The organism is Mycobacterium venezuelense (genome assembly GCF_054919535.1).
Genome location: NZ_JBONDW010000004.1, coordinates 223,279 through 244,076, shown reverse-complemented (window position 1 = coordinate 244,076; position 20,798 = coordinate 223,279). Strand labels below are relative to the sequence as shown.

The window sequence follows — 20,798 nt, the reverse complement described above, 5'->3', positions numbered from 1 at the left end:
CCGCGGACGGGGACGTCGCGTTGTTGCGTATGCGGGTCAGGCCGTGGCTATGACACCGTGACCGACTCGATCACCACCGGCTCGGTGGGCCGGTCACCCCGGTCGGTTGCAGTGGACGCGATCGCATCGACGACCTTCTGCGACTCCGGGTCGACAACCTCGCCGAAGATGGTGTGGCGACGGTTGAGATGGGGGGTCTTGCCGACCGTGATGAAGAACTGCGAGCCATTGGTGCCCGGTCCGGCGTTGGCCATCGCCAGCAGGTAAGGCTTGTCGAACTGCAGTTCCGGGTGGAACTCGTCGGCGAACTGGTATCCCGGGCCGCCGCGACCGGTGCCGGTCGGGTCGCCGCCCTGGATCATGAAGCCATCGATCACGCGGTGGAAGATCGCCCCGTCGTAGAAGGGACCGGATGTGCTGCCCGACGCGTTCTCGGTGCTGTAGTCCTTGGTGCCCTGTGCCAAACCGACAAAGTTGGCCACGGTCTTGGGAGCGTGGTTTCCGAACAGCGCGATCTTGATGTCGCCGCGGTTGGTGTGCAGGGTCGCGGTCGCGGTCTGAATGGGGCTCGTCACGGAATGCCAGTGTGCCATCCCGCTCGCGCGGGCCTACCGGCACCCGTCAGTTACACCCCTACCGACCGCCGGGATGGCAGGCTGGACTGACAGTCGGAATCCGATGGCCCAGAAAGGTGCGAGATGACCGCGAACGCCGAAGCCAGGTTGGCCCCCCATCAACGACTTTCGCGCGGTTTGAAATACACCGCGGTCGGCCCCGTCGACATCACCCGGGGCGTCGTGGGTCTTGGCCTCAACTCGGCGCAGGCCACCGCGTCGGAACTGCGCCGTCGCTATGAGTCCGGCAAGCTGCGCCGCCAGTTGGCCGCAGCCGCCGAAGCCGTCGCCGCCCTGCCAGAAGTCCTTCAGGAGGCCGCGGCACCGCCCAAGAAGCGGCGCAGGCCACTCGTCATCGCCGGGGTCGCGGCCGCCGTCCTCGCGGGCGGCGCGGTCGTGTTCTCAATCGTGCGGCGCTCCACGCGGCCCGAACCGGCATCACCCCTCCCGCCAAGCGTCGAGGTCACGCCCAAGCCGTAGGGCGGTCTGCTACTTGGACGGGTCCTCGCAGTCCAGCCACTGACCGTTCTCCTTGAGGTAGCGGTTGGACTGCGTGTCCGTGGCCGGCGGCGCGTCGCCGGCTTTCCACGTCGAGGTGAGGTCGGCGGTCGCCGTGTCGCCCGTGACTGCGACGTTCTCGACCTTGTCGATCGTCACTGTCGTCGTCTGGCGAAGAATCTCAAGGTTCGCCGCCTTGTACGCCGGCTCGTCGTACCGGATGAGCGCATCGACCAGCTCGCCGATGGTGGCGTCCGATGCGGTGGGGTTCTGCTGTTTGAGTGCCTCGGCCAGGACGTCGGGTGGCGTTGCAGCGAGCTCCTCAGGAGTTCCGGCGTCGCTGATCGGCGGGAACATCGTGTCGGGCAACTTCAGAACATCAGCGCGGTACTGCTCACACGTCAGCTCGGCCATGCGGTCGAAGTCGAAGCCCGCCATCGCCGCTTCCTGCTCATCGATCAGATCGCGGATCTGTTGCTCGTCGGGCACCGCCGCAACGGAGGTGGATGGTGATGCCGAAGACGCAGCAGGAGTGCTCTCCGAACCACATCCGACCGCCCCAAACGCCGCCATGCCGGCCAGACCGATCAAGACCGCTCGCTTCACGACGAGACCTTCCTGTGTAGGTGCTGCCAGCTGTCTGGGAGCAGCCGAAGCGTACCGCTCGACAGGCCCGGTGACAGCGTTCTCGGCCAGAACTTCGGTGGCCGGCCCGCACCCCGGCGACGCGGATTTTCGGTAGTGCCTCAACCCCGCTGCGACGGCATCGGCCGATTCGACAGGGTGCGCGGCCCTGCGTCTCGCGGCTGTTGTGGGTGGGGTGCCTCTTGGTTCGGCGGCGTGAGCGGTCGATCGAACGGTGACGGCGGCGGCGTGGTAGGAGCCGCCGCGGGCTGGGGTACCCGCGCCTGCGGAGATGGCGGGGAGGCAGCCGGGGTCGGATCATCCGAGGGACGCGGCCCTTCACCGGGCGCGGGCCGCAGCGACGGCCACGACGGCGGTGGTCCACCATTCTGAGGAGCCGGCGCCGAGGACACCGGGGTCACCTCGGTCGGGGGCGGAACGCCTGGTGTTCCCCCTGGTAGCGGTGGTGGCGCGGGCGACATGGGCACCGGGCCGCCGCTCACCTGAGGTGGAGGTTGTCCGGGTCCCCTCTCGGAACTCGGTTTCGGCGCAGCCTTTTTCGCTTTCGCCGCCGCGTCATGGAGCTTTTCGCCCTTCTCGAGTCCCTTCTCCACCGATCGTCCCGGACCGGACGGTAAGAACGCGGTGATCCTTTGCAGCCCTGACCCCAGTCCGGGAGCTCGATGCCCCACCTTTTCGCCGGCCAGGTGCAGGCCATAGGAGATGGCTGCGCCGGTGGCAAAGCTCGGCGGCGGCAAGTTGTAGGCGAAATTGGTGAAGGCACCGGAATCCGGAGTGGTGGTGTTCGGCATCGCCCGAATTTTCGGGATTCCCGATGGGGTGCCACCTAGCCCAGTACCGGGTGTTGGGGCCGGACTGAGGCCGTCGAGAATGCTCTCGGCGATCGACGCACTTGCTCTGCGCCTGCTGCGACCGAGTCGCAGCAGCATGGCGAGGGCCACGATCATCAGGATCACCGAGGACACCGTGGACCCCATGATGTTTCCCTGTTTTCGGAAGATGACCGTGAACATCTGGCCGACGAATACCGTGATCGCGACATAGCCGAACATCGCCATCGCGGAGTACCCGAGCTCCACCGCCGAGGTATAGATGCTGCGCTGGGCCGGTCCGGGTATGAACCCAACGGCCAAGCCCCACAACAATTTGCAAGCGCTGACGACTGCGCGAAAGAACTCCGCGACAATCCGGTATGCGGTGACGATCGCGTACAAGAGAAAGATGGCGACGAAGAAAAGCAGGAGAACTCCAGCACCGATCTGCCCGGCATCGGGATTGTCCGCGCTGTCCTTCATCGCATGCGAGTTCGGGGCTCCGCAATCTTCGACGCCGTCTTTGATCCGATCGGCGTCACCGGAATTGACGCCGGCGCTCCACGCGGCGGCGCAGGACGGTGTGTCATCGACAACGGCGCCGAAGTTCCACGCCTGCAATGGCCTTCGAACCAGATTGGTCGCGAGCGTTGCCTCCAGTTGGGCCAAGGTGTCTCCGGCATGACCCGAACTTGCGGTGGAGTTCGTGACCGCGGCGATCGCGAGGTCGCGCCCCTGTACGAGTGGACCGTCGTCAGAGATCGTCCAGGTGATCGGCGTGTAGGCGATTGCCCCGGCCAGCAGCGCCACCACCATCGCCGCAGCACCTTGACCGACCGCCTTGGGTGCGTTGCCCCGAATGATGTTGAGGGCGATGACAACTGCTGCGACGATCGCCGCGAGCACCGCGATGCCGGGAAGGACCTGTTCGGCATAGGCCTGGATGCCTTCTGCCACCGGCAGAACCAGATCCTGCAGAAACCCGAAACTCAGGACGTACATCAGAAGCCAGATCGCGAATCCTCCGATCACGACGAACAACGATGCGAGGATGCGCAGCTGGCCACCGAACATGGTGTTGTCGAATTCGAACAGATTCCCCATGTCAGTCGACATCCGGTACTTCCACAGCGAGACACCGTAGGAATCGGTCACCGACAGCATCCCGAGAATCCCGGAGCCTGACGTCTCCCATACCGCGGGCACCGCGTGTGCGTTGGCGGGAAATGCGATCGCCAGAGCGGTCAGCGCGAGGTTGACCATCACCGGCAGGACCGTGACCCGGCGCAGCAGACTGGCGTTGGCGAACATCCAGAGCCGTGACGCCAATTGGCCCGTCGCGGGCAACGTCGGGTCCCATTGCTTCGCGAGGCTGAGATCCGCTGTGGCACATAACCGGTCCGCGACGGACACAGCAAACGGATTCCCCCGAAAGGGAAACTTACCCAGCATGGTGACCACGGTTCCATACCCGGCGCGATGTGTATCCAACGTTCAGGTGAACGCCTAATGGCGGGATTTGCAAGCGCCGACGGCCAGCCTCCACTACATCGCGCCCGATCTCAGTCCGGCTCCGCCAAACGCATACTCGTTGGATGCGCCTCGGCGAGATTCTGTTGTGTGTTGCCAACATCGTTGGACTGGTTGCCGTCGCGATTCCGTGGCCCAACCGGGCTCAGCGCGTTCGACACCTGGCTGCGGTCGCGCCGTTGGCGGCGATCGGCCAATTGATCGTCGAGGGGTACCGCTGGCAGATGGTTGCGGCATATGTGCTGACCGCGGCGATCGCTGTGGGCTGGGCACTGCAGATGAAGGCCTGCACGCCTCGACACACCTGGCCTCGGTTCGCCGGATTAGGACTCGGCGTCGTCGTTTTCGTTGTTTCGGTGACCGTGCCGGTTCTGCTGCCCGTGTTCCGGCTTCCGGCACCCGGCGGGCCGTTCGCGATCGGTACGGTCACCTACCACTGGCGCGACGACAGTCGGCGCGAGATCTTCGCGGACGATCCGCACGCCCGCCGCGAGTTGATGGCGCAGATCTGGTATCCGGCCGAGAAATCCCCGTCGCCGCGGCGTGCACCCTACGTCGACGACGCGTCATCGCTGTCACCGGCGATCGCGCGGCTACTCTCCGTGCCGGAATTCATCTTCGGCCATTTCGGTGTCGTGCCCACCCATGGCACGGAACTGGCACCGGTGGCTTCGGCACGCGAGCGGTATCCCGTGCTCGTCTATCTGTCTGGGCTCAACGCATTTCGTCAGTCCAACATGTTCCAGATCGAACAGCTCGTGTCGCACGGTTTCGTGGTGGTCGGGCTCGACCAGCCGTACACCTCGGCCATGACCGTGCTGCCTGACGGCCGTGCCGTCGAGGGATGGTCCAAGGACCGACTGGTCGACGCCATCCAGCAAAGCATCACGCCAACGCCCGAGACACCCGAGATAAACGGCGTGGCATTGCCGGCAGGGCTGTTCCCGTATCTGGCCGAGGATGTCGGCTTTGTCCTCGATCAGCTTCGCCGCCTCGACAGCGCGGACCCGCACGGGCTGCTCACCGGCCGGCTGGACTACGAGCGGGCCGGTGCCTTCGGTGTGTCGTTGGGCGCCATCACCGTCGGTTCGGCGTGCCATTCAGATCCGCGGCTGCACGCATGCCTGATGATGGACGCCGCAATGCCCGCCGACGTCGTCCGTGACGGCCTTTCGCAACCGACCATGTGGCTGACCCGCGACGCCGACTCCATCCTGTTGGAACGAAGCCGCAGCGGCGGCTGGCCGGATCACGAGATCGACGAAACCCTGCGCACACAGCGTGAGACCTTCGACAAGGCGCCCGCGGGAGCGGGTTACTACGTCGAGATCCCCGGCATGTTCCACATGAACTACACCGACGCACCGAGCTGGACGCCACTGGCGGAGCGGCTCGCCCTTTCCGGACCGATCGGCTCACAGCGGGGACACGAGATCGTCGCGGCCTACACCGTGGCGTTCTTCAACCGGTTCCTGAACGGAGGCGAGCCGGGACTGCTCAACCGGCCGCCGCCGTGGCCGGATGTCCGGATCGACAGACGCTAGCCCTCGGCGACGGCCTTGATGGCCGCCAAGGTCGCCGGGATGCCGGTGAGCGCGGCCTCGCTGCGCTTCGCGATTTCGGCGTCGGCTTGCGGCCCGAAGCGCTCGCGAAAACCCGCGATCCCGGGTTCGAGAAAAGCCCAGGACTCGGTCAACCGGGTGCCGGCGCCCGCAGGCTCGAGCGTGTAGCCCCAACGCACCCAGCCGCCGTTGACCTCCCAGGTGAATTCCCGCCCGGGCTCGGCTACCACGACCTGGCTGCGGGTCTCCCATTCGCGTTCGGGCGTCACGTTGCGTCCGGTGAACCAGGCGCCTACGTGCGGCCCGTCGTCCTCGTCCCACCAGCACTCCTGGCAGACAGGGCTCCACTCACCGGTGCGCGTGACGTCGGAGACGATCGCGTACAGCTCGTCGGGTGGCAATGCGACATGAATCGAGTCGGAGTACTCAAGCTGAGTCACAGAGCCGACGCTACCAAGCGGATCAAACGAAAAACTTGTGGAGCCTAGGAGATTCGAACTCCTGACATCTGCCTTGCAAAGGCGAATCAGGTTCCTTTTCAACGAGTTACGGTCTAGACGAAGCGTGGAAACACATCACTGTTGTTCACAGGATCTATCTGTAACTGTGGGCAGATTGTGGGCATCGTGTGGGCGGGTTCCTACCAGTCGGCTGGCTTATAAAATTTGCCGACAGGGTTAGGCATCTGGTGCAGGTAATAATCCTGGTCGGACATAGTTCGCCACCAATGGCCACCGGGACCCTCATGTCGGTCACCTTTCAGAGCGCCCGCTAGAGGGTTCGTCCCAGGGTTCACCGTTCCAACTGGCACCAGCATGCGAGCCACCGACAGAGGCAGGGCGAGGTCTGAATCGTTTGACACGACGATGGCAGCATCGACTTCTCGCCGAAATACGTCAGCGAGCAGATGTGTCGCGACGTTAACGTCTGAGCCTTTCTCTTCGCGATTCCGCACCGTCGCCATGAACATGTCTCCATACGGATTGGGACTCGAGACACCGTCGTAGTAGGTGGCAATAGGAAGCCCCTGCCACGACTCCGTACCATCCGGCACGATCACCTCCGCCTTGCCCGAGGGGAGTTCATTTGCAAGCGGCAGCTTTTTCGGCCAGGCGACGAAGTAGCCCAACTGGAGCACGTCAATCGCTCCGTGCTCCTTCAGGGCCTTTACGTACAGCGATTGGTCGGCATGGGCCGCCTGGCTCTCAGACGCGTCGACGTACGCGGTGCAGTAAACGATCCGTTCGACGCTCGCCCCATGCCATTTTGCAAGACTTACTGCCAGTGCTCGGATATCAAGCCAGCGCCAACCAGGCGTGCCTCGGCCGCAAACTTCACGCATGCCGTAGTACAGGTTGAACGCGTCGACGTAGACGCCCACTTTCACCTGCTCGACCCTAGTGGTGAGGTCGGCTAATCCCGGGCAAATCTAACCGTTAAGCGGCAAAAAAAGACCCAGCCCTACAGTGAGGGCTGGGTGGGTAAGACCGAATGTAGGTACTAACACCTACCGCTGTCAACTACCAGCTTTCACCCAGCCTACTCCTTCCACCTGCGGTTATGCGACCACAACGCCTATACAACACTGCATTGTCGTTGTGGGCGGGGTTATCCCTATGAGGGTCCCGACAGTCGCTTGGCGTGGCGTTCAAGTGCCAAAAAAAGCCCTCTGAGAACTCTCGCCGCCCTGCCGATGCCTCCGATATCAATTTGTGACCTAAACTACAAAAAAGAGCACGATCAAACCGTCTGAGATTACTCGGCAGACCCGGTACCAAGCACGTTCGTCACGTGACGGTGGCTCGGGGGCCGCTTCCACCGAACTATCACTTAGCCGCCGGAGGCGCTTCTTGGTCTGGTCACTTGGCTTAGAGGCTGCCAGCGGCCGACCGGTTCCTGCAATCGCTCGATATGCAAAACCGGAGGGCACGGGCCTAGCCCATGGAAGAATTGAACGATGCGCGCCGGCGGAGTCAACATCGAGGCTGGCACCCTGTACCTTGCCGCGGTCGACCCCGACGAGCTAGTACTCGGGAGACCTGTCGCGATCAACCAGCCGAAACTGGTACCCCACGAGTACCTCGTCGGAGCAGAGGCTCTACACGATCTGACCGAACGGGTGCGCGAAGAGATTTCGTCCGCCCAATTGGCCGCCGTTGGATTGGTCGAGACACGAGCTTTCAAGGCGCTTCAGTACAAGCACGTTTATCCCCGCGTTGTGGGAATGTGCGCGGTGATGGCAGCCTGCACAGCCCTAGGCGTTAGATACAAGACGCTCAAGACTGAAACAATCGGCACCGCCGTGGGAGCTCCAGCCAAGGCGCTCAATACCGTGAGCCCGGAGGCCTTCCTACTTGCGAAACCGCCTAAGTACTGGACGGCTGGCCTTGCGGAGGCATACGCAGCGGCTGCGACCATGCTGACTCGGGAGGGTGGATGACGGCGACAGCACCAGCACTCGTCGGCGACGGCGACGGCGACGAATCTGACAAGCCGAACCCCGAGCGGACAAGATTGCTTCGGTTGGATTTTGAGTGCCTGCAAACCCTTCCTGAAGGGTCAAATCCGGTAAGGGTCTGGTGGGACGAGAACCTTGATTGCTATCGCGTGGGCAAGCGTGTCGATCGAGCCAGCTTGGACGGCGAGTTACCGGAGCCAGCTCTTCTGGAAAAAATCCGACACGACAACGTAGTTCGTGTGCTGGCTGCTCCTGAAGTAGGAGGTTTCAAGGCGCCCCTACGCGTCATCGAGATCATCACCCCTTACTACCCTCGGGGCAGTGTCACAGATGCGTTCCTCCGCGGGGATCGGTTTACTCCAACGGAGTCTGTACAGATCGTCCAGGCCGGCCTTCGGGGGTTGGGACACCTCCATGAAGTGCAGCGAATTCTCCATCGCGACATCAAAAGTCCGAACATCCTGTTAGATGACCTTCATGTTGCCAAGGTCGCCGACCTAGGCTGTGCAGGAGCCATCGCTGACGATGGAACTGTGCCCGCTCTGGACATTCCCACCCTCTACAGCCCACCCGAGCTCGTTAGGACAGGAATCCTGACTAGGGCCAGCGACCTGTACCCAATGGGCCTGGTTCTACTCGAACTGCTCAAAGGCGGTTTTGATTACGAGGCGTATCCCAAGTCTGTCGTCGCCGCCCGACTCATGCGAGGCATGTCGCCATTGACCATGGAGGAGCGCCGATACCCAATCTGGACATCACGTTCACTAAACCGTGTGCTCAACCAGGCTCTACATTCCTTGCCTAGTAAGCGTTTCCAAACGGCTAGCGCGATGGACAATGCCCTCTCCCAAGCTCGGGTTGTCGATTGGGGTGAAACCGACGTCCATCGCTGGGAAGCCCCTTTCCGGCACCACAGCGAACGCCGGATCCGTGTCGAAGCTAGCGCCCTTCGTCGTGGCGGTTTTCGACTGTCAACACAGGTGAACCGTGGTAGTGGTTGGCGGCGTTACGGTGCCGCTGATTTGGATGTGGACGTGCTGGAATCAACTCCGGCCCGTCGCTTCTTCGACCAAGCAACCGATATCGCCATCGTCCGCTGAGCGGCGACTCGAACAGCGCGAGCTTCGGTCTCGGACAGTGTCTGCCACAGTTGATCGACCTGTTCCGATCGGCTTACGTCTAGTCTCCATGCTGCTTGAGCCGCAGTTCCCTCCGCCACGAGCCAGCCAGTATGAACCAGGTCAAAGAAAGCAGACTCGGCCGCAGATTCGCTCACGCCATAACCCTCTACGAACATGCGCCGTAGTGCCCGTAGAGCGTTCCCAGCCGGCAGTTCGCTTAGCAGCTCTTCCACGAGCATCTGCGCTACCCAAGGACGACGACTAAAGGTGGAGTGCGTCACCTGTCCGTAGGCGATGGCAGCGTCCGCAGCGAGGACCAGAACCGCGCCGGGGGTAAACAGAGCTGCTCCACTCATTGACCAATCCTATCCTATTACGCGTAACGCGTTACGCAGATCGCGTATCTTTATCGGGTGGCCATCGCCGAAAACTCTGAAGTCCAGAGGCTTTCGCGCGTCCTGTTCGGGCAAAGCCACCGACTAAGCGTGATGATAGGCATCGCGCGAGGCCCGAGGGAGTTTCTACTCTCTGGATTGGCGAGTGACCTGGGGTTTCAAAACTTGAGCAGTATCCAAGATCCCATCCGCGACCTCGAAGCTGTCGGCCTCATAGAACGTCTGCCGAGGGTCTCAAATAGAGTTCGCTTCCGACGCAACCCAAGCGCCGCCTGGCGGTGGGTGAAGGAACTAGCCGCGGTAGCTTCCGTCTGACTCATCCACTTGCACAGTGCGCGATCATCCCGCACCTGGTTCGCAGAGCCAGGGCGCGCCAGGTTTAGCTACTCGACGCGGCCGCATGGTCGCCACCCATGCCGTCGAACCTATGTGAGAATCGGCCCCATGACGGGCCGCCCGCGAAAAAGACTGACCGACGACGAGCTTCGAGCGCTCGCCCAAGAGTGGTCAACCGAGTACGTCGAGTTCAAGCTGTGGCGGAATCCCGAACCGACCGAATTGAGACGCCGTTTTGTGCTTGACGCCCGTCAAGACACCCCCGCCGGCCAAGCCGTATGGTTCCCTTCGCCGCCTGGCTTTAGGACCATAAAGAAAGCGCGAGACCTTGCGGCAAATCTGGCGCAGAAGAAGGAGCGCCGCCGGCCGAGGCTAATGGAGTGGCGCGGGCGCTGAATCGATGCCGTCCACCGAACTCCGCATCTTCGACGTCGTCGACCGGACCGACTCATCACCCGCGTACGACACCGAGGACTCCTTTCACTTCTTGAATCGCGTCGCGGGGGCACCGTGGCAGCGGGTGCGCGAGCTCGTTGACTCGTGGTTCGCCGAATATCCTCCCGACGCAAAGCCGGACCTCCGAAGCCGGTTCCGTGAAGCAGACGCACCCCAGCATTACGGGGCCTGGTGGGAGCTGTACGTCTACACACTGCACCAACGCCTCGGATACGAGGTGGAAATACATCCGACACTGCCAGGCACTACCCGGCAACCAGACTTCCTGGTCACCCGAGGAGATACGGCCACCTACGTCGAATGCGCCGTGTACCTCTCCCGCGCAGGTTCGACCTCAGACGGAGGTGGCGAGCGAGGCTGGATTTACGAAGCCACCAACCAGGCCAGCGACCCGAACTTCCTCGTAGACATAGAGATCCGGCGATCGGGCACAGAGCGACCCAAAGCGCCAGAGGTCGTCAAACCGCTGGAGCAATGGCTGTCCTCGCTTGATCCTGATGTCGTCGCCGGCCAGATCGCCTGCGGCGGCGGAGCGCCCGAACTCGTCCTCACTGTCCGCAGCTGGGAGATCGAATACTCCGCCTGGCCGGTCCTGCCGGAACGTCGCGGCGAGGGCGGGCGGCTGATCGGTGTCTACCCGACAGTGACTGCTTTCATAAGCAATGACATGCTGCGCATCAGGGATCTCGTGAAATACAAAGGCGGACGATATGGCTCGCCCGACAAGCCGCTCCAGATCGCGATCCTCAACACCTCGGGATTCGCCGAAGCGCAGGAGATCAAAGAAGCGCTATTTGGTACTGAAGCATTAAGTTACTTTGTCGGGCAGCCTGATTCGACTCATCTAGTTCGCAAGCGGGATGGTTACTGGCGCCAAGGCCCACCGGTGAGAGGGTCTAGGGTGTCGGCGGTGCTCGTCGGTCAGAACATCTACCCGTGGCGGATCTGCGCTGAAACACCGAAGCTATGGATCAACCCTTGGGCTGACAAGCACATGATTGACCCACCATTGCTGGAGACGTACACAGCTCGTGATACTGGCGAGGTCCATCAGGTTCGGGCGGCCGGATCTGCACCCGACGCCATCTTTGGCCTTGACCGGGAATGGCCCGGATTTCGGAGAAGGCACTGACTTGCCCGCCACCCGCCACTCCCGGTCACCCGGAGGAATGGAAGCTCAAATCGATGTCGACCCCCCGACTGCGGTACGCCTTCGCAATTACTCAGGGCCCGAATGCCGGGCTCGGTTGCGCCGGATGGCGAATCTGGACTCACCGCGAGGACACCTACATCGCAGCAAAAGGCAACCCCTGGAAAGCCTCGCTACATTCCGACGCTTCCTGGCGCGTTGCCGTCACGAGTGAACACGTCACATCTGGGAAGTTGCCTATCGTGCCCGGAGGGCGCGCCACATCCTGGGAATTCGAACCGACCCGATTCGAACACGGGGGACGAATGGCATTCGCCATCGCAGTGCCACGGAATAGCTTGATTCCAATAACGCTCAGCCCGGCCGAAACAGTCATCGAAATAGCTGACAGCTGGGACCGCCTAACGGTCCTCTACGTCTGGATGACCGAACCAGGAATCGACCTGCAGACACAGGGTGGCATCGTCGGCGGTCCGCTGTACCTCAAAAGCGGCCGCCAGGTGTGGGTGACGGCATGCGAGCAGTTTGTCGACCCATACCCACCCGAGCCGATGCCATCAGGCCAGCTAGTCGAGCCAAGATGGCCCGCCGAACATGACGTCAGGGCACCCGGATTCATGGTGCGCGGTGTCAATGTCGCGGGCGACCTACGCACCTGACTTGCGGAAGCGGTCGGCATCGAACGCCACTACCTTGCCGCTGTCGTCCGCCACACCCGGTGTCTTCTGGACCGCTCGCAGCCGGACGATCTCAGCCTTCGCGCGTTCCAGGGCAGGGTTGAGGTTCGCCCGCAGCTGGGGCTTGTCCTCGAAAGTCTCAGCAAGCAACTTGTACCGAATTTCAGCCTCCGCCAACTCATCCTTAGCGTCCATCGCCTCAACCAGCGTCTTGTACTTCGCCATCAGAAAATCTCCCGAACCGCCGATTTTCCCCAGGGGGGTAGGGGGGTGCCACACACACACTCGCCTATGCGGCCAGGGGCGAAGCCAGGGCGGGGCTTGGGGGCACTACCCCCTGGGTGCTGCTGGTGTGCGGCGACGGGCGGAGGTGCTTCTGGGCATGTCCGACCGTTATGGAAGCCGTTGCCTACGAGCGAAAGGAAGACCTCGTGGGTTTGACGCCGGCCGCCGCAAGTCATTAGGACAGTCCGAGGCGTTGGGCCATCACATCGCCGAGCGAGGGGGCGCCTTGTGGCGCGCCGCGCTTGTGCTGCTGTGTGTTCGGAAAGCCTGCTGAGAAGGGAAGGTTGAGCGATGGCGGCATGTATTGCGCCGTGATGGCCAGTCCGTTGTTGGAGTAGCGGGCGAGTGCGGCGAGGTCGTCGAGGTCGCCGCGTGTGGTTGTGTTGCGCTCTAGGTAGTCCTCTTTGATTGAGGACCATCCTCGGATCAGCGCCTTCTCTAGGACTGCGGCCGCGAGGATGTTGTCTCCGGAACGCTTCGCCGATTCGTACAGTTCTGCGGCGTCGTCGCTGTCTTCGAGTTCGCGGGCGCGGGCTTGTGCGTCGCGGAACGATACGACTTTCGCTGGGTCGCTGCTGGCGGAGGGTGAGAGCCCGAATATGCGTCGTTCGAGCTTTTCCTTTTCGGCTTTGACGGCGGCTTTTTCGCGGGCCTGCAGCGCACTCATCTGCTCGGTGACTTGATGGTGGAGCGGTTCGAGGCGTTCACGCTTGCCGACGGGCGTGAGGTTCGGGTCGTCGGCAACCTCGGCGTGCACCCGCGAAAATTCTTCGGCGAGTTGCCCGGCTTCGTTGCGATACCCTTCAACTTCGGCGTGTAGAGCTTCGAGGCTCATTGTCCGTTCTCCTTCATGCGATGTCTTTTAGGGCGATGCTGTTGGGGTTGATGAGCCAGCGGGCTCCTACTAGTTCCGCGTCGAGTCGGCCGTTGGTGCACCACTTGCGGACGCACCGGTCGGTGACGTTCAGCGCTTGTGCTGCCGCTTTGGTGCTCAACCACATCTCTGATTGTGTCGTGTTCTGTTGTCCTGCAACTTGTTCTGTTCCGCATTCGGAACGGCGTGCTGCGAGGTAACGGCGTGCTGAGTGGTGGAGCGCGGTGAGCGCGATATAGGCTTCCGGGTCGGTGAAGTACAGCCTGAAGCGGCGGTCGGCGGTCATCCCTGAGTTCTGTTCGAGCCAGTGAGCTATGGGGGGCGGGATGACGACGGATCCGTCGCTGGTGATGCGCTCGGCGATGCGCACCTCCAGCGACCGCAGGGGACTTGCCAAGCCGGCAATTTTCTTTGTCATCCGAGAAGCCCCTGATATGCGCTCACCGCTGGCTGCTCTCATGAGCGTGCTGCCACCCGTGGTGCGGGCAGCCGCTATGGCAGAACGGGTTCTCGGCGCTGACGGTGCACAACGGCTGCGTGATGTTCACGCGGTTACCTCCTGCTGGTGTTTGAGGATTCGGGTGACGGTGGAATATCCGACGCCGAGGCGGCGGGCGATCATGCTCGGTGCGGTGCCGGCGGACTGTTCGGCGAGGACTTCAGCGACACGTTCGGGTGCGATGCGCACCACGCCTAGCGTGACGAGGCGCTGGGCGATGGCCAGGTGCGCACCGTTGCGCACGGAGACGTTGGGAGTTTCCACACGTGCCACGGGCAGGTCGTCTGCTGGCTTGATCTCCGCGTCGAGAATGTCCACAGCGACGGTGTCCCGCACGTGTAGCTGCGCAGCGCGTTGAGCGCTGGTGAGTGCCAACAGTGCTGCCGGTCATGCCCAGGTCGATGATCAGCGGAACGATCCACGCGATGACGGGGGCGATTCCGGCCCAGGTGATCACGAGGTCTTGCAGTGCGACGAAATTGAGCACGAACGCGCCCAGGGCGAGCGCAATCGCGATGACCAGCGCGCATCGGTACGCGGCGCCGACGATGCGTGCTTGCACCAGGGCGTGCACACCGTAGGTGGCGCACAGTTGGATGAGCACGATGACGAACGCGAGCACTGAGGCGATCACCGGGGGAACGCGCGCTGCCGAGCACGGCGTGCGTGACCACACCGAGGATGGACACCGCGGCAGAGCCTAGGAGCCAAGTCCAGAAGAATCGTCGGGCGGCGCTCATGCGCTTGCCTCATCTTCGGAGCCGGCGGCGGGCTTGAGAATCCAGGTCCGCTTGACGGCGCTGTCACCTTCGGCGGGGACGGACTCAACACGTTCGTGGTCGAGTGCAGCGTGGCGCACTGCGGTCCAGGTGTAGCCGGCCTGTTCTGCTGCGGCCCGGAAGTCGTCGCGGTCCATGACGGTGCTGCCCTCGGGCAGGTGGCGGATGTAGCTGTCAACCCACTCGGTCGCGGGCCGGAAGGCCGTGGGCCGGTTCCCGGTGATGTCCCAGACCGAGGTGCGGGGTGTGCGCTTGATGACCTTCACGCCGGGGTGCTTGCTGGCGGCCGAGCGCAGTGAGTCCACCGAGTACCCCGCCGCTTGCCCTGCCGCGAACACAGCAAACGACTCGGCGGTGTCATGGCCGGCTTCTCGGAGGGCTGTAATGTGGTTGTCGAACCACTTCGGCGCGGACAGCGTCGGCTGATGCACTTCCGGCGACCTGCGGGAATCAAGGTCGGTCACGGTAGCCTCGGGTACACCGTGTACTTCAGGTACACGGCCACTGACCTGAGGTTTTGGCGGGTGTACCTCCGGTACACGTGTACCTTCCGAGCCGAGGCCGTACCGCTCTTGGCTGCCATCCCTGGTGGCGACAATCTGGCCGACAGCAGCTAACTCAGCTACGGCTGGGTCGAAGTGGTCGCGTAGGTCCGCTTTCAGCTTCCGGCGCAGGTCGTGGCGGGCAAGTTGACCATCCCGCTCAAGCCATCGCAGGATCGCCTTCTTGGCCCGTTCGAGTTTGTGGTCGGAGATGAACTGCTCCCCGGCCGCCCGACTCATTGCCCGGTCTCTGATCTTTGCCCTGGCAGCTTGTCGGTCGTACTCGAGCACGGCTGTGCGGGTGGCGTCGGACTTGGCCATGATGCACTCGGCCAGCTCCCAATCGAGCGCCGATACGACCATCCGGTGATCGAGGATCGCCAGGGTCGCGGCGACCTTGAGCCGTGTCAGGGTCCGGTGGCCGTCGATGGCGTCGAGTTCTCCGCGCTGGTTGGCCAGAAGCCCAGCGGCGACATACTCGCCGATTTCCGGCGTGCCGTATTGGATGAGAACCTGGCGGTCCGCCGTCGCCCAATCGGGCAGCTTCGTGTCAAGCACGTGGTCCGGTTCTGGGCCGGGGGTATCCGGGATGGATGGGTCGGTGACCGATCCCCACACCACGCGTTGTGGTGTTCCGCCGGTCACGTCATCGAGGATGACCGCGGTGTGGCCGTACTGCGCGCTGATGGACAGACCCAAGCGGTAGGAGTCGGCTGGGACCGACCTGGTGGTTGCTGTGGATGCGCCCTTGCTGCCCAGTCGATCACCCGTCAGTCCGGCCTTGAGGGCTGCGAGTGTGTTGTTGCCTTGCCCTGCATTGAGGGCTGTCAGGTGGTCGATCTCGGGCACGGTGAACAGTGCGCGGGTGATCCGGTCGGCCGGATCCTTTGTTTCCTTGAACAGCTCGTGGATGCCTTGACCGGAACCGAGTCCTTCTTCGTGAATGTCGGTGGGCCACAGGACGCGGGCCAGCTTGTCGGTGACTCCCTTGCCGGATCCTGATCGGCCGATGAGGATGATCGCCATATTCAGGGATGCTGGTGCTGGCGGCCCGGGGAGCATCACGCGGTGGCTGGTGGACACGACGACCCGCAGCAGGACCGCGAGCAGTAGTGCCCACGGCGCTACGTAGCGGGCTCGTGCCCACTGGTGAATCAGCTTGAGTTGGTCGGTGGCCGACCAGAATTCGTCGTCGGTCAAGATGCTCTCCTGGGTATGTAGGCGCCGCTGCGGGTGGCGTCTTGCCGGCGGCGGATGCCGTTTGCGATCGCCGTCCAGTCCGCGGCCGCTGAGATCGCCTGCGAGGCTTCGGCCATCACCATCTGGTGAGTGTCGTTGGCCAGGGCTTCGCGTACGCCGCCGAGAATCAGGGCGAGCAGTTTTCTGGCGTCGTCGTCGGGCATCCCGCACCACTGAGGGGTGCCGGGGATGGGCAGATTGTTGAGGTTGACATCGTGGCTGGTGGCCAGGCGTGCGGCGTAGGAGTAAGTCTCAAACCAGGCGACCTGTCGAGATGCGGGAGAACCCGCCCCTGTTTCGGGGCGGGCCTCCTTTGGGCAATCGGTCACTATGCGCCGCTTTCCAACTCTTGGAATTGGCTGAGCAGCGAAATGACGGTCCTGGCGTCCAACGTGGATACCTTCTCCACGATCGCCTGGAGTTTCTCTGCCAGCTCTTCCCGTTGCCATTGCAGGGCAATGGCATTAGCCCGAGACAGGCAGTCAACGCAGTCGACATCGAACCAATACAGGCCGGTGTCCGGGTCTTCACGGTCGACGTCGTGGAACCATGTCGGCGCCACCATATCGTTTTCGTCGCAAATGGTGCCCCGGACTTTCGGGAGCTGTTCTGGAACACGAATCATCGCTTTGCAGATGGCTTGGAAATGCGTCCGGCCGGCCGCCCGGGCCTTCTCTTCGTCGGAGATCCACCACAGGTGGTGGAGGTAGGGGTTCTCCGTTCGATGCTGGCGCCACCGCTCCTGGATCCGTTTGCGCGCTTCGGATGAGAGTCCGTCGCGTGTCCGGCCGGTCGCGAACTCGCGGAGTTTTTCGGCGTGGTCGCGGAACGTGTCGTTGGCCGGTCGCACGATTGCGTGCGTGGTGACAGTGCCGCACTCCGAGCACTTCAGGTCGCCGGTTTCGCGGTGCCAGTCCTGGTGGATTGGGCCTGAGAGCCAGTAGTTTTCGTGTCGGTAGTTACGGGGCCGGCGGCATGTACGCAGATTCCCGCATGTGCAGCACAGTGCCTGGAGTATCGGATCGCTCACCGTGCCACCGCCCCTGCGTCGAGTTGGTCGGCGATCTTGTCCACGAGAACCGCTGCGGCCCGCAGGTGGCCGATGGCCCTCACGAGGTCGACATGCAACCAGAGCGATGAATCGGTGGGCAGCGAATTCATCACCCGCGCCAGATCGCCCCGCGCAAGATCGGCAAGGTTTGTTGCTCGGTCGAGTTGTAGCGCGAGATCGGTGCATGGGGTTACCGGTGCTGTCTCGGCCCGGCAAGCCTGGCAACTATCTAACGCGTTAGACAGTTGGGGTACCGGCGTCGGGCCGGTATTCGGTACAATCACGGTTGAGCCTTTCGTCTACTTGCTGGTGGATGGGTTCGGATCGGTCCCCGCCCGGTGCTCCAACACCGGGATATCGGGGGCCGTTCTGTTTTCTGCCGGGTCGTCCCCGGCAGGGTTGTGGTCGACCACGTTGTGGTCGTCAATCTGGTCGCGATCCTCCTGCGCGATGTGCGGCCCGGTCATCGGCTCACCTTGGCCTTGCACTTGCGGACGACGTTCGCTCGGGACAGATCGCCTTCCGCTTCAGCTTCGGCGAGCGCTTCCTCGAATAGTTCGTCGGAGACGCTGGCCATCACGGTGATGTCCTGCAGCTCAACAGGATCGGGAACGAGTTCCTCGACAGTGATGGCCGGTCGGTCAACGTGAGACGGACGCCTACGTGTGCCCCTGTCAACGTTGTTGGCCGCCGTCTCCCCAGTGGGATCGCTGTACGAGATCACTCGGGCGATATCCGGGTTGGCAAGCATCTGGCGGCGCTGCTCTGCCGTGAGCTGCACCGTGTTGACCAAGAACGCTTCGAACGGGAAGCCGTTCTTCTCAACACGGCGCTTGTACTCACGGACCATGCGGCTGACCTTGGACGGCGATATGGATACACCGCAGTTGGCGAGCAGCTTGTGCGCATGAGTTACCAGGGCTTCGGCGCTCGTGGATCCGCCGATCGGGGATTGCATCTGGAGGGCTGGTGGTGACATTTAGGCCGCACCCTCGACACGGTTGGCGGCCAGGAACTCGATCACATCCGACCGCAGGTACCGAACGCGGCGACCGATCTTGGTGTACGGAATTCCCTTGTGCTGGTAGCGCTCTTGGCTCAGAGCTGCCTCGCTGGTCCCGATCACGGCCGCTACCTGTCGGCTGGTCGCGACTGGGGGTAGAACGTCGACCGACAGTTGGCGATTCAGTTCCTCGCAGAGTTTTTGGATCAAGGGTGACGGGCTCGGTGGGCTCATATGAGGGTTGCTCCTCAGGTCAGGTCATCGTAAATCTTACGACTTCACGATTCGACCACACAGTCTGTCGTCCGTCAAGTCATCGCATATGAGATAAGCTGACGTGTCGTGGAGCCTGAGCAGATCGCCGTCGTCGCGGGACGAAACGCGCAGTCGATTCGTAAGTCGGCTGGCGTGACGCTCGCCGAGGTCGCGAAGGCTGCGACGGCTTACGGGCTGGCATGGAATACCGGTCGCGTCGGAGCATTTGAGTCCGGTCGCGTAAGCCCCACACTGCCAACACTTTTGGCCGTCGCCGACATACTCGGCGGCCTCATTGGAACGCGCCTAACCCTCGCCGATCTATTCCAGGGATCAGGCCGAGTAATCATCACAGACAACGTGACGTTCGAGCTCTCCAAGGTGCGCGCTGTTCTCGCGGGCCACGCCGTGCAATCAACGGCGTCGGACCGAGTACAGGGACAGCGAGAACTGACTGACCTGCTCGATGCGGCCGCCATAACTCTGAGCGAAGAACTGACTGGACTCAGGCGATCGGCCACCGGTGACGACGTACGTGCAGCGAGCCGTCTTGCGGCGGACTTCGCCGATGCCGATTTCAAGATTGTGAAGTCCGTCGGCTTAAGCCGGCTCGTCGGAGCGCTCGCTATGTCTCAGCTATGGGGCCAAACTTTCGTCGCTGAACGCGACAGCAGATCCGGCCCGGATGCCAATCCCCAACGAAAAGGCCGAGAGGCTCGGGAACTAAAAGCTGAACTCCAGAGGTGGCGTGATGGCGACGATCAGTAAGTACCAGACATCAAGCGGAACTATCCGTTACCGCGTTCGGTACCGGACGCCGGACCGCCGCCAGACCGACAAACGTGGGTTCAAGACGAAGCGGGACGCTGAGGCGTTCGCCAATCAGCTGGAGGTCGACAAGCGCCGTGGGGCGTATGTTGCGCCGGCCGCTGGTCGGGTGAAGCTCGGGGAGTACGCGGGGGAGTGGCTGGGGTCGAAGCACAACCTGAAGCCTTCGACTCACGCCCGATATCGGGTCGTCGTGGATACGTTCATCGCCAGTCATGCCGATGTCGCCCTAGGGGACATCTCACGTCAGCTGGTCCGGGATTGGGTGGCCGAGTTGAGTGCCGACCATGCGCCGGCTTCGGTGCACAAGACGATCGGCGTTCTGCGCCAGGTGCTCGCGATGGCGGTTGCCGATAACCGGTTGGTGCTCAATCCGGTCGATGGGGTGGAGCTGCCTGCGGTCGGCACGGTTGAGCAGAGGTTCCTGACCCTGGACCAGCTGCACGCGCTCGCTGACGCCGCTGGTAAGAATCGGGCGTTGGTGTACGTGCTGGGGACGTGCGGGCTGCGGTTTGGTGAGGTGGCCGAGCTTCGATGGCGAGATGTAGATCTCGACAAGAAGTCCGTCTCGGTGCGGCGGTCGGTGACGCTCGTGGACAGCAAGTTCGTCGTCGGTACACCGAAGGGTGGCAAGGGCCGCACGGTCAGCCTGTCGGAGTTCGTGGGGGACCTGCTGACGCCGGGGCCGGCGGATGCGCTGGTGTTCCCGGACACGACCGGTGGGCACATGCGGGGGACGAACGTGCGGCGCCGATGGTGGTCCGATGCCGTGACCGAGGCTCAGCTGTTCCCGAGGATCGTGATGAACGCGGGCGGTGAGAAGGTCACGGTCTACGAGTTCAAGATCCATGAGTTGCGCCACACGGCAGCATCGTTGGCGATCCAGGCCGGGGCGAACATCAAGAGCCTGCAGAACATGCTTGGCCACGAGTCGGCGGCCCTGACGCTGGACCGTTACGGGCATCTGTACGGGTCGGATGTCGAGGCTGTTGGTATCGCTATCAATCAGCTGTTAACTCGTGATTGTGGGCAAAGTGTGGGCACGGACGCCGCCTAACGCAAAAGCAGGCCAGACCGTATAGGGCCTGACCTGCAACTTTCCTTGTGGAGCCTAGGAGATTCGAACTCCTGACATCTGCCTTGCAAAGGCAGCGCTCTACCAACTGAGCTAAGGCCCCTCGACCGGCCT

General features: G+C 62.8%; 25 protein-coding genes and 1 tRNA gene. 9 read left to right on the top strand and 17 right to left on the bottom strand.

Annotated features, from left to right (window positions below; all coding sequences use genetic code 11):
* Positions 1–47: 47 nt before the first annotated feature.
* Entirely contained in the window at positions 48–593 is a 546-nt protein-coding gene (locus ACRCUN_RS08580) for a peptidylprolyl isomerase (RefSeq protein ID WP_462141202.1), read from the bottom strand.
* Between the two features lie 105 nt (positions 594–698).
* On the opposite strand from ACRCUN_RS08580, the gene cwsA reads away from it, so the two are divergent.
* A complete protein-coding gene (gene cwsA / locus ACRCUN_RS08575; protein ID WP_462141201.1) occupies positions 699–1,094 on the top strand; it encodes a cell wall synthesis protein CwsA in 396 nt (131 codons plus the stop codon).
* Positions 1,095–1,103: 9 nt separating this feature from the next.
* Here cwsA and ACRCUN_RS08570 read toward each other — a convergent pair whose 3' ends face one another.
* Both ACRCUN_RS08570 and ACRCUN_RS08565 read right to left on the bottom strand, forming a co-directional pair.
* Positions 1,104–1,718, bottom strand: coding sequence for a hypothetical protein (locus tag ACRCUN_RS08570; RefSeq protein WP_462141200.1), 615 nt, complete (start codon positions 1,716–1,718; stop codon positions 1,104–1,106).
* Between the two features lie 140 nt (positions 1,719–1,858).
* Positions 1,859–3,982 (bottom strand): hypothetical protein, encoded by a 2,124-nt coding sequence (locus ACRCUN_RS08565; protein WP_462141199.1) that lies wholly within the window; start codon positions 3,980–3,982, stop codon positions 1,859–1,861.
* Positions 3,983–4,164: 182 nt separating this feature from the next.
* Here ACRCUN_RS08565 and ACRCUN_RS08560 point away from each other — a divergent pair, with 182 nt between their 5' ends.
* Positions 4,165–5,643, top strand: a complete 1,479-nt coding sequence (locus tag ACRCUN_RS08560) for an alpha/beta hydrolase family protein (RefSeq protein ID WP_462141198.1) — start codon at positions 4,165–4,167, stop codon at positions 5,641–5,643.
* Here ACRCUN_RS08560 and ACRCUN_RS08555 read toward each other — a convergent pair.
* The gene (locus ACRCUN_RS08555; RefSeq protein WP_462141197.1) at positions 5,640–6,101 is read right to left on the bottom strand and encodes an SRPBCC family protein; all 462 of its coding nucleotides are present in this window, start codon (positions 6,099–6,101) and stop codon (positions 5,640–5,642) included. The genes ACRCUN_RS08560 and ACRCUN_RS08555 overlap by 4 nt on opposite strands.
* A gap of 200 nt (positions 6,102–6,301) precedes the next feature.
* On the bottom strand, positions 6,302–7,048 hold the full coding sequence (locus ACRCUN_RS08550; RefSeq protein WP_462141196.1) for an NYN domain-containing protein: 747 nt from the start codon (positions 7,046–7,048) through the stop codon (positions 6,302–6,304).
* Positions 7,049–7,618: 570 nt separating this feature from the next.
* Here ACRCUN_RS08550 and ACRCUN_RS08545 point away from each other — a divergent pair.
* From ACRCUN_RS08545 to ACRCUN_RS08530, 4 genes are all read left to right on the top strand, one after another.
* Entirely contained in the window at positions 7,619–8,101 is a 483-nt protein-coding gene (locus tag ACRCUN_RS08545; RefSeq protein WP_462141195.1) for a hypothetical protein, read from the top strand.
* The gene (locus tag ACRCUN_RS08540) at positions 8,098–9,219 is read left to right on the top strand and encodes a protein kinase domain-containing protein (RefSeq protein WP_462141194.1); all 1,122 of its coding nucleotides are present in this window, start codon (positions 8,098–8,100) and stop codon (positions 9,217–9,219) included. Before ACRCUN_RS08545 ends, ACRCUN_RS08540 begins: the two co-directional genes overlap by 4 nt.
* A 1,152-nt stretch (positions 9,220–10,371) precedes the next feature.
* Positions 10,372–11,559: a hypothetical protein gene (locus tag ACRCUN_RS08535; protein WP_462141193.1), complete on the top strand. Its 1,188-nt coding sequence runs from the start codon at positions 10,372–10,374 to the stop codon at positions 11,557–11,559.
* A gap of 440 nt (positions 11,560–11,999) precedes the next feature.
* Positions 12,000–12,236 carry a hypothetical protein gene (locus tag ACRCUN_RS08530; RefSeq protein WP_462141192.1) on the top strand — a complete coding sequence of 79 codons (237 nt, stop codon included), beginning with the start codon at positions 12,000–12,002 and terminating at the stop codon, positions 12,234–12,236.
* Here ACRCUN_RS08530 and ACRCUN_RS08525 read toward each other — a convergent pair.
* The 4 genes from ACRCUN_RS08525 to ACRCUN_RS08510 all read right to left on the bottom strand — a co-directional run bounded on the left by ACRCUN_RS08525 (position 12,225) and on the right by ACRCUN_RS08510 (position 14,248).
* Positions 12,225–12,479: a hypothetical protein gene (locus tag ACRCUN_RS08525; RefSeq protein WP_462141191.1), complete on the bottom strand. Its 255-nt coding sequence runs from the start codon at positions 12,477–12,479 to the stop codon at positions 12,225–12,227. The two genes, ACRCUN_RS08530 and ACRCUN_RS08525, sit on opposite strands and share 12 nt — an antisense overlap.
* A gap of 235 nt (positions 12,480–12,714) precedes the next feature.
* Positions 12,715–13,374, bottom strand: a complete 660-nt coding sequence (locus ACRCUN_RS08520) for a hypothetical protein (RefSeq protein WP_462141190.1) — start codon at positions 13,372–13,374, stop codon at positions 12,715–12,717.
* A gap of 13 nt (positions 13,375–13,387) precedes the next feature.
* Positions 13,388–13,831: a helix-turn-helix domain-containing protein gene (locus ACRCUN_RS08515; protein ID WP_462141189.1), complete on the bottom strand. Its 444-nt coding sequence runs from the start codon at positions 13,829–13,831 to the stop codon at positions 13,388–13,390.
* Between the two features lie 126 nt (positions 13,832–13,957).
* Positions 13,958–14,248: a hypothetical protein gene (locus tag ACRCUN_RS08510; protein WP_462141188.1), complete on the bottom strand. Its 291-nt coding sequence runs from the start codon at positions 14,246–14,248 to the stop codon at positions 13,958–13,960.
* Between the two features lie 28 nt (positions 14,249–14,276).
* Here ACRCUN_RS08510 and ACRCUN_RS08505 point away from each other — a divergent pair, with 28 nt between their 5' ends.
* Complete coding sequence (locus ACRCUN_RS08505; RefSeq protein ID WP_462141187.1) at positions 14,277–14,537, top strand: hypothetical protein; 261 nt, start codon at positions 14,277–14,279, stop codon at positions 14,535–14,537.
* 111 nt (positions 14,538–14,648) lie between these two features.
* Here ACRCUN_RS08505 and ACRCUN_RS08500 read toward each other — a convergent pair whose 3' ends face one another.
* The 7 genes from ACRCUN_RS08500 to ACRCUN_RS08470 all read right to left on the bottom strand — a co-directional run bounded on the left by ACRCUN_RS08500 (position 14,649) and on the right by ACRCUN_RS08470 (position 18,760).
* Positions 14,649–16,433 carry a hypothetical protein gene (locus ACRCUN_RS08500; protein ID WP_462141186.1) on the bottom strand — a complete coding sequence of 595 codons (1,785 nt, stop codon included), beginning with the start codon at positions 16,431–16,433 and terminating at the stop codon, positions 14,649–14,651.
* Positions 16,430–16,801 (bottom strand): DUF2742 domain-containing protein, encoded by a 372-nt coding sequence (locus ACRCUN_RS08495; protein ID WP_462141185.1) that lies wholly within the window; start codon positions 16,799–16,801, stop codon positions 16,430–16,432. Before ACRCUN_RS08495 ends, ACRCUN_RS08500 begins: the two co-directional genes overlap by 4 nt.
* Positions 16,801–17,322 carry a hypothetical protein gene (locus ACRCUN_RS08490; RefSeq protein ID WP_462141184.1) on the bottom strand — a complete coding sequence of 174 codons (522 nt, stop codon included), beginning with the start codon at positions 17,320–17,322 and terminating at the stop codon, positions 16,801–16,803. Before ACRCUN_RS08490 ends, ACRCUN_RS08495 begins: the two co-directional genes overlap by 1 nt.
* Before the next feature lie 176 nt (positions 17,323–17,498).
* Positions 17,499–17,633 carry a hypothetical protein gene (locus ACRCUN_RS08485; RefSeq protein WP_462141183.1) on the bottom strand — a complete coding sequence of 45 codons (135 nt, stop codon included), beginning with the start codon at positions 17,631–17,633 and terminating at the stop codon, positions 17,499–17,501.
* A gap of 189 nt (positions 17,634–17,822) precedes the next feature.
* Positions 17,823–17,990, bottom strand: a complete 168-nt coding sequence (locus ACRCUN_RS08480; protein ID WP_462141182.1) for a hypothetical protein — start codon at positions 17,988–17,990, stop codon at positions 17,823–17,825.
* On the bottom strand, positions 17,987–18,481 hold the full coding sequence (locus ACRCUN_RS08475; RefSeq protein ID WP_462141181.1) for a hypothetical protein: 495 nt from the start codon (positions 18,479–18,481) through the stop codon (positions 17,987–17,989). The genes ACRCUN_RS08480 and ACRCUN_RS08475 overlap by 4 nt, the downstream gene beginning before the upstream one ends.
* 21 nt (positions 18,482–18,502) lie before the next feature.
* Complete coding sequence (locus ACRCUN_RS08470) at positions 18,503–18,760, bottom strand: helix-turn-helix domain-containing protein (protein ID WP_462141180.1); 258 nt, start codon at positions 18,758–18,760, stop codon at positions 18,503–18,505.
* Positions 18,761–18,868: 108 nt separating this feature from the next.
* Here ACRCUN_RS08470 and ACRCUN_RS08465 point away from each other — a divergent pair, with 108 nt between their 5' ends.
* Complete coding sequence (locus ACRCUN_RS08465) at positions 18,869–19,549, top strand: helix-turn-helix domain-containing protein (protein WP_462141179.1); 681 nt, start codon at positions 18,869–18,871, stop codon at positions 19,547–19,549.
* Positions 19,533–20,666, top strand: coding sequence for a site-specific integrase (locus ACRCUN_RS08460; protein ID WP_462141178.1), 1,134 nt, complete (start codon positions 19,533–19,535; stop codon positions 20,664–20,666). Before ACRCUN_RS08465 ends, ACRCUN_RS08460 begins: the two co-directional genes overlap by 17 nt.
* A 48-nt stretch (positions 20,667–20,714) precedes the next feature.
* Here ACRCUN_RS08460 and ACRCUN_RS08455 read toward each other — a convergent pair.
* Positions 20,715–20,787, bottom strand: a tRNA-Ala gene (locus tag ACRCUN_RS08455).
* Between the last annotated feature and the right edge of the window lie 11 nt (positions 20,788–20,798).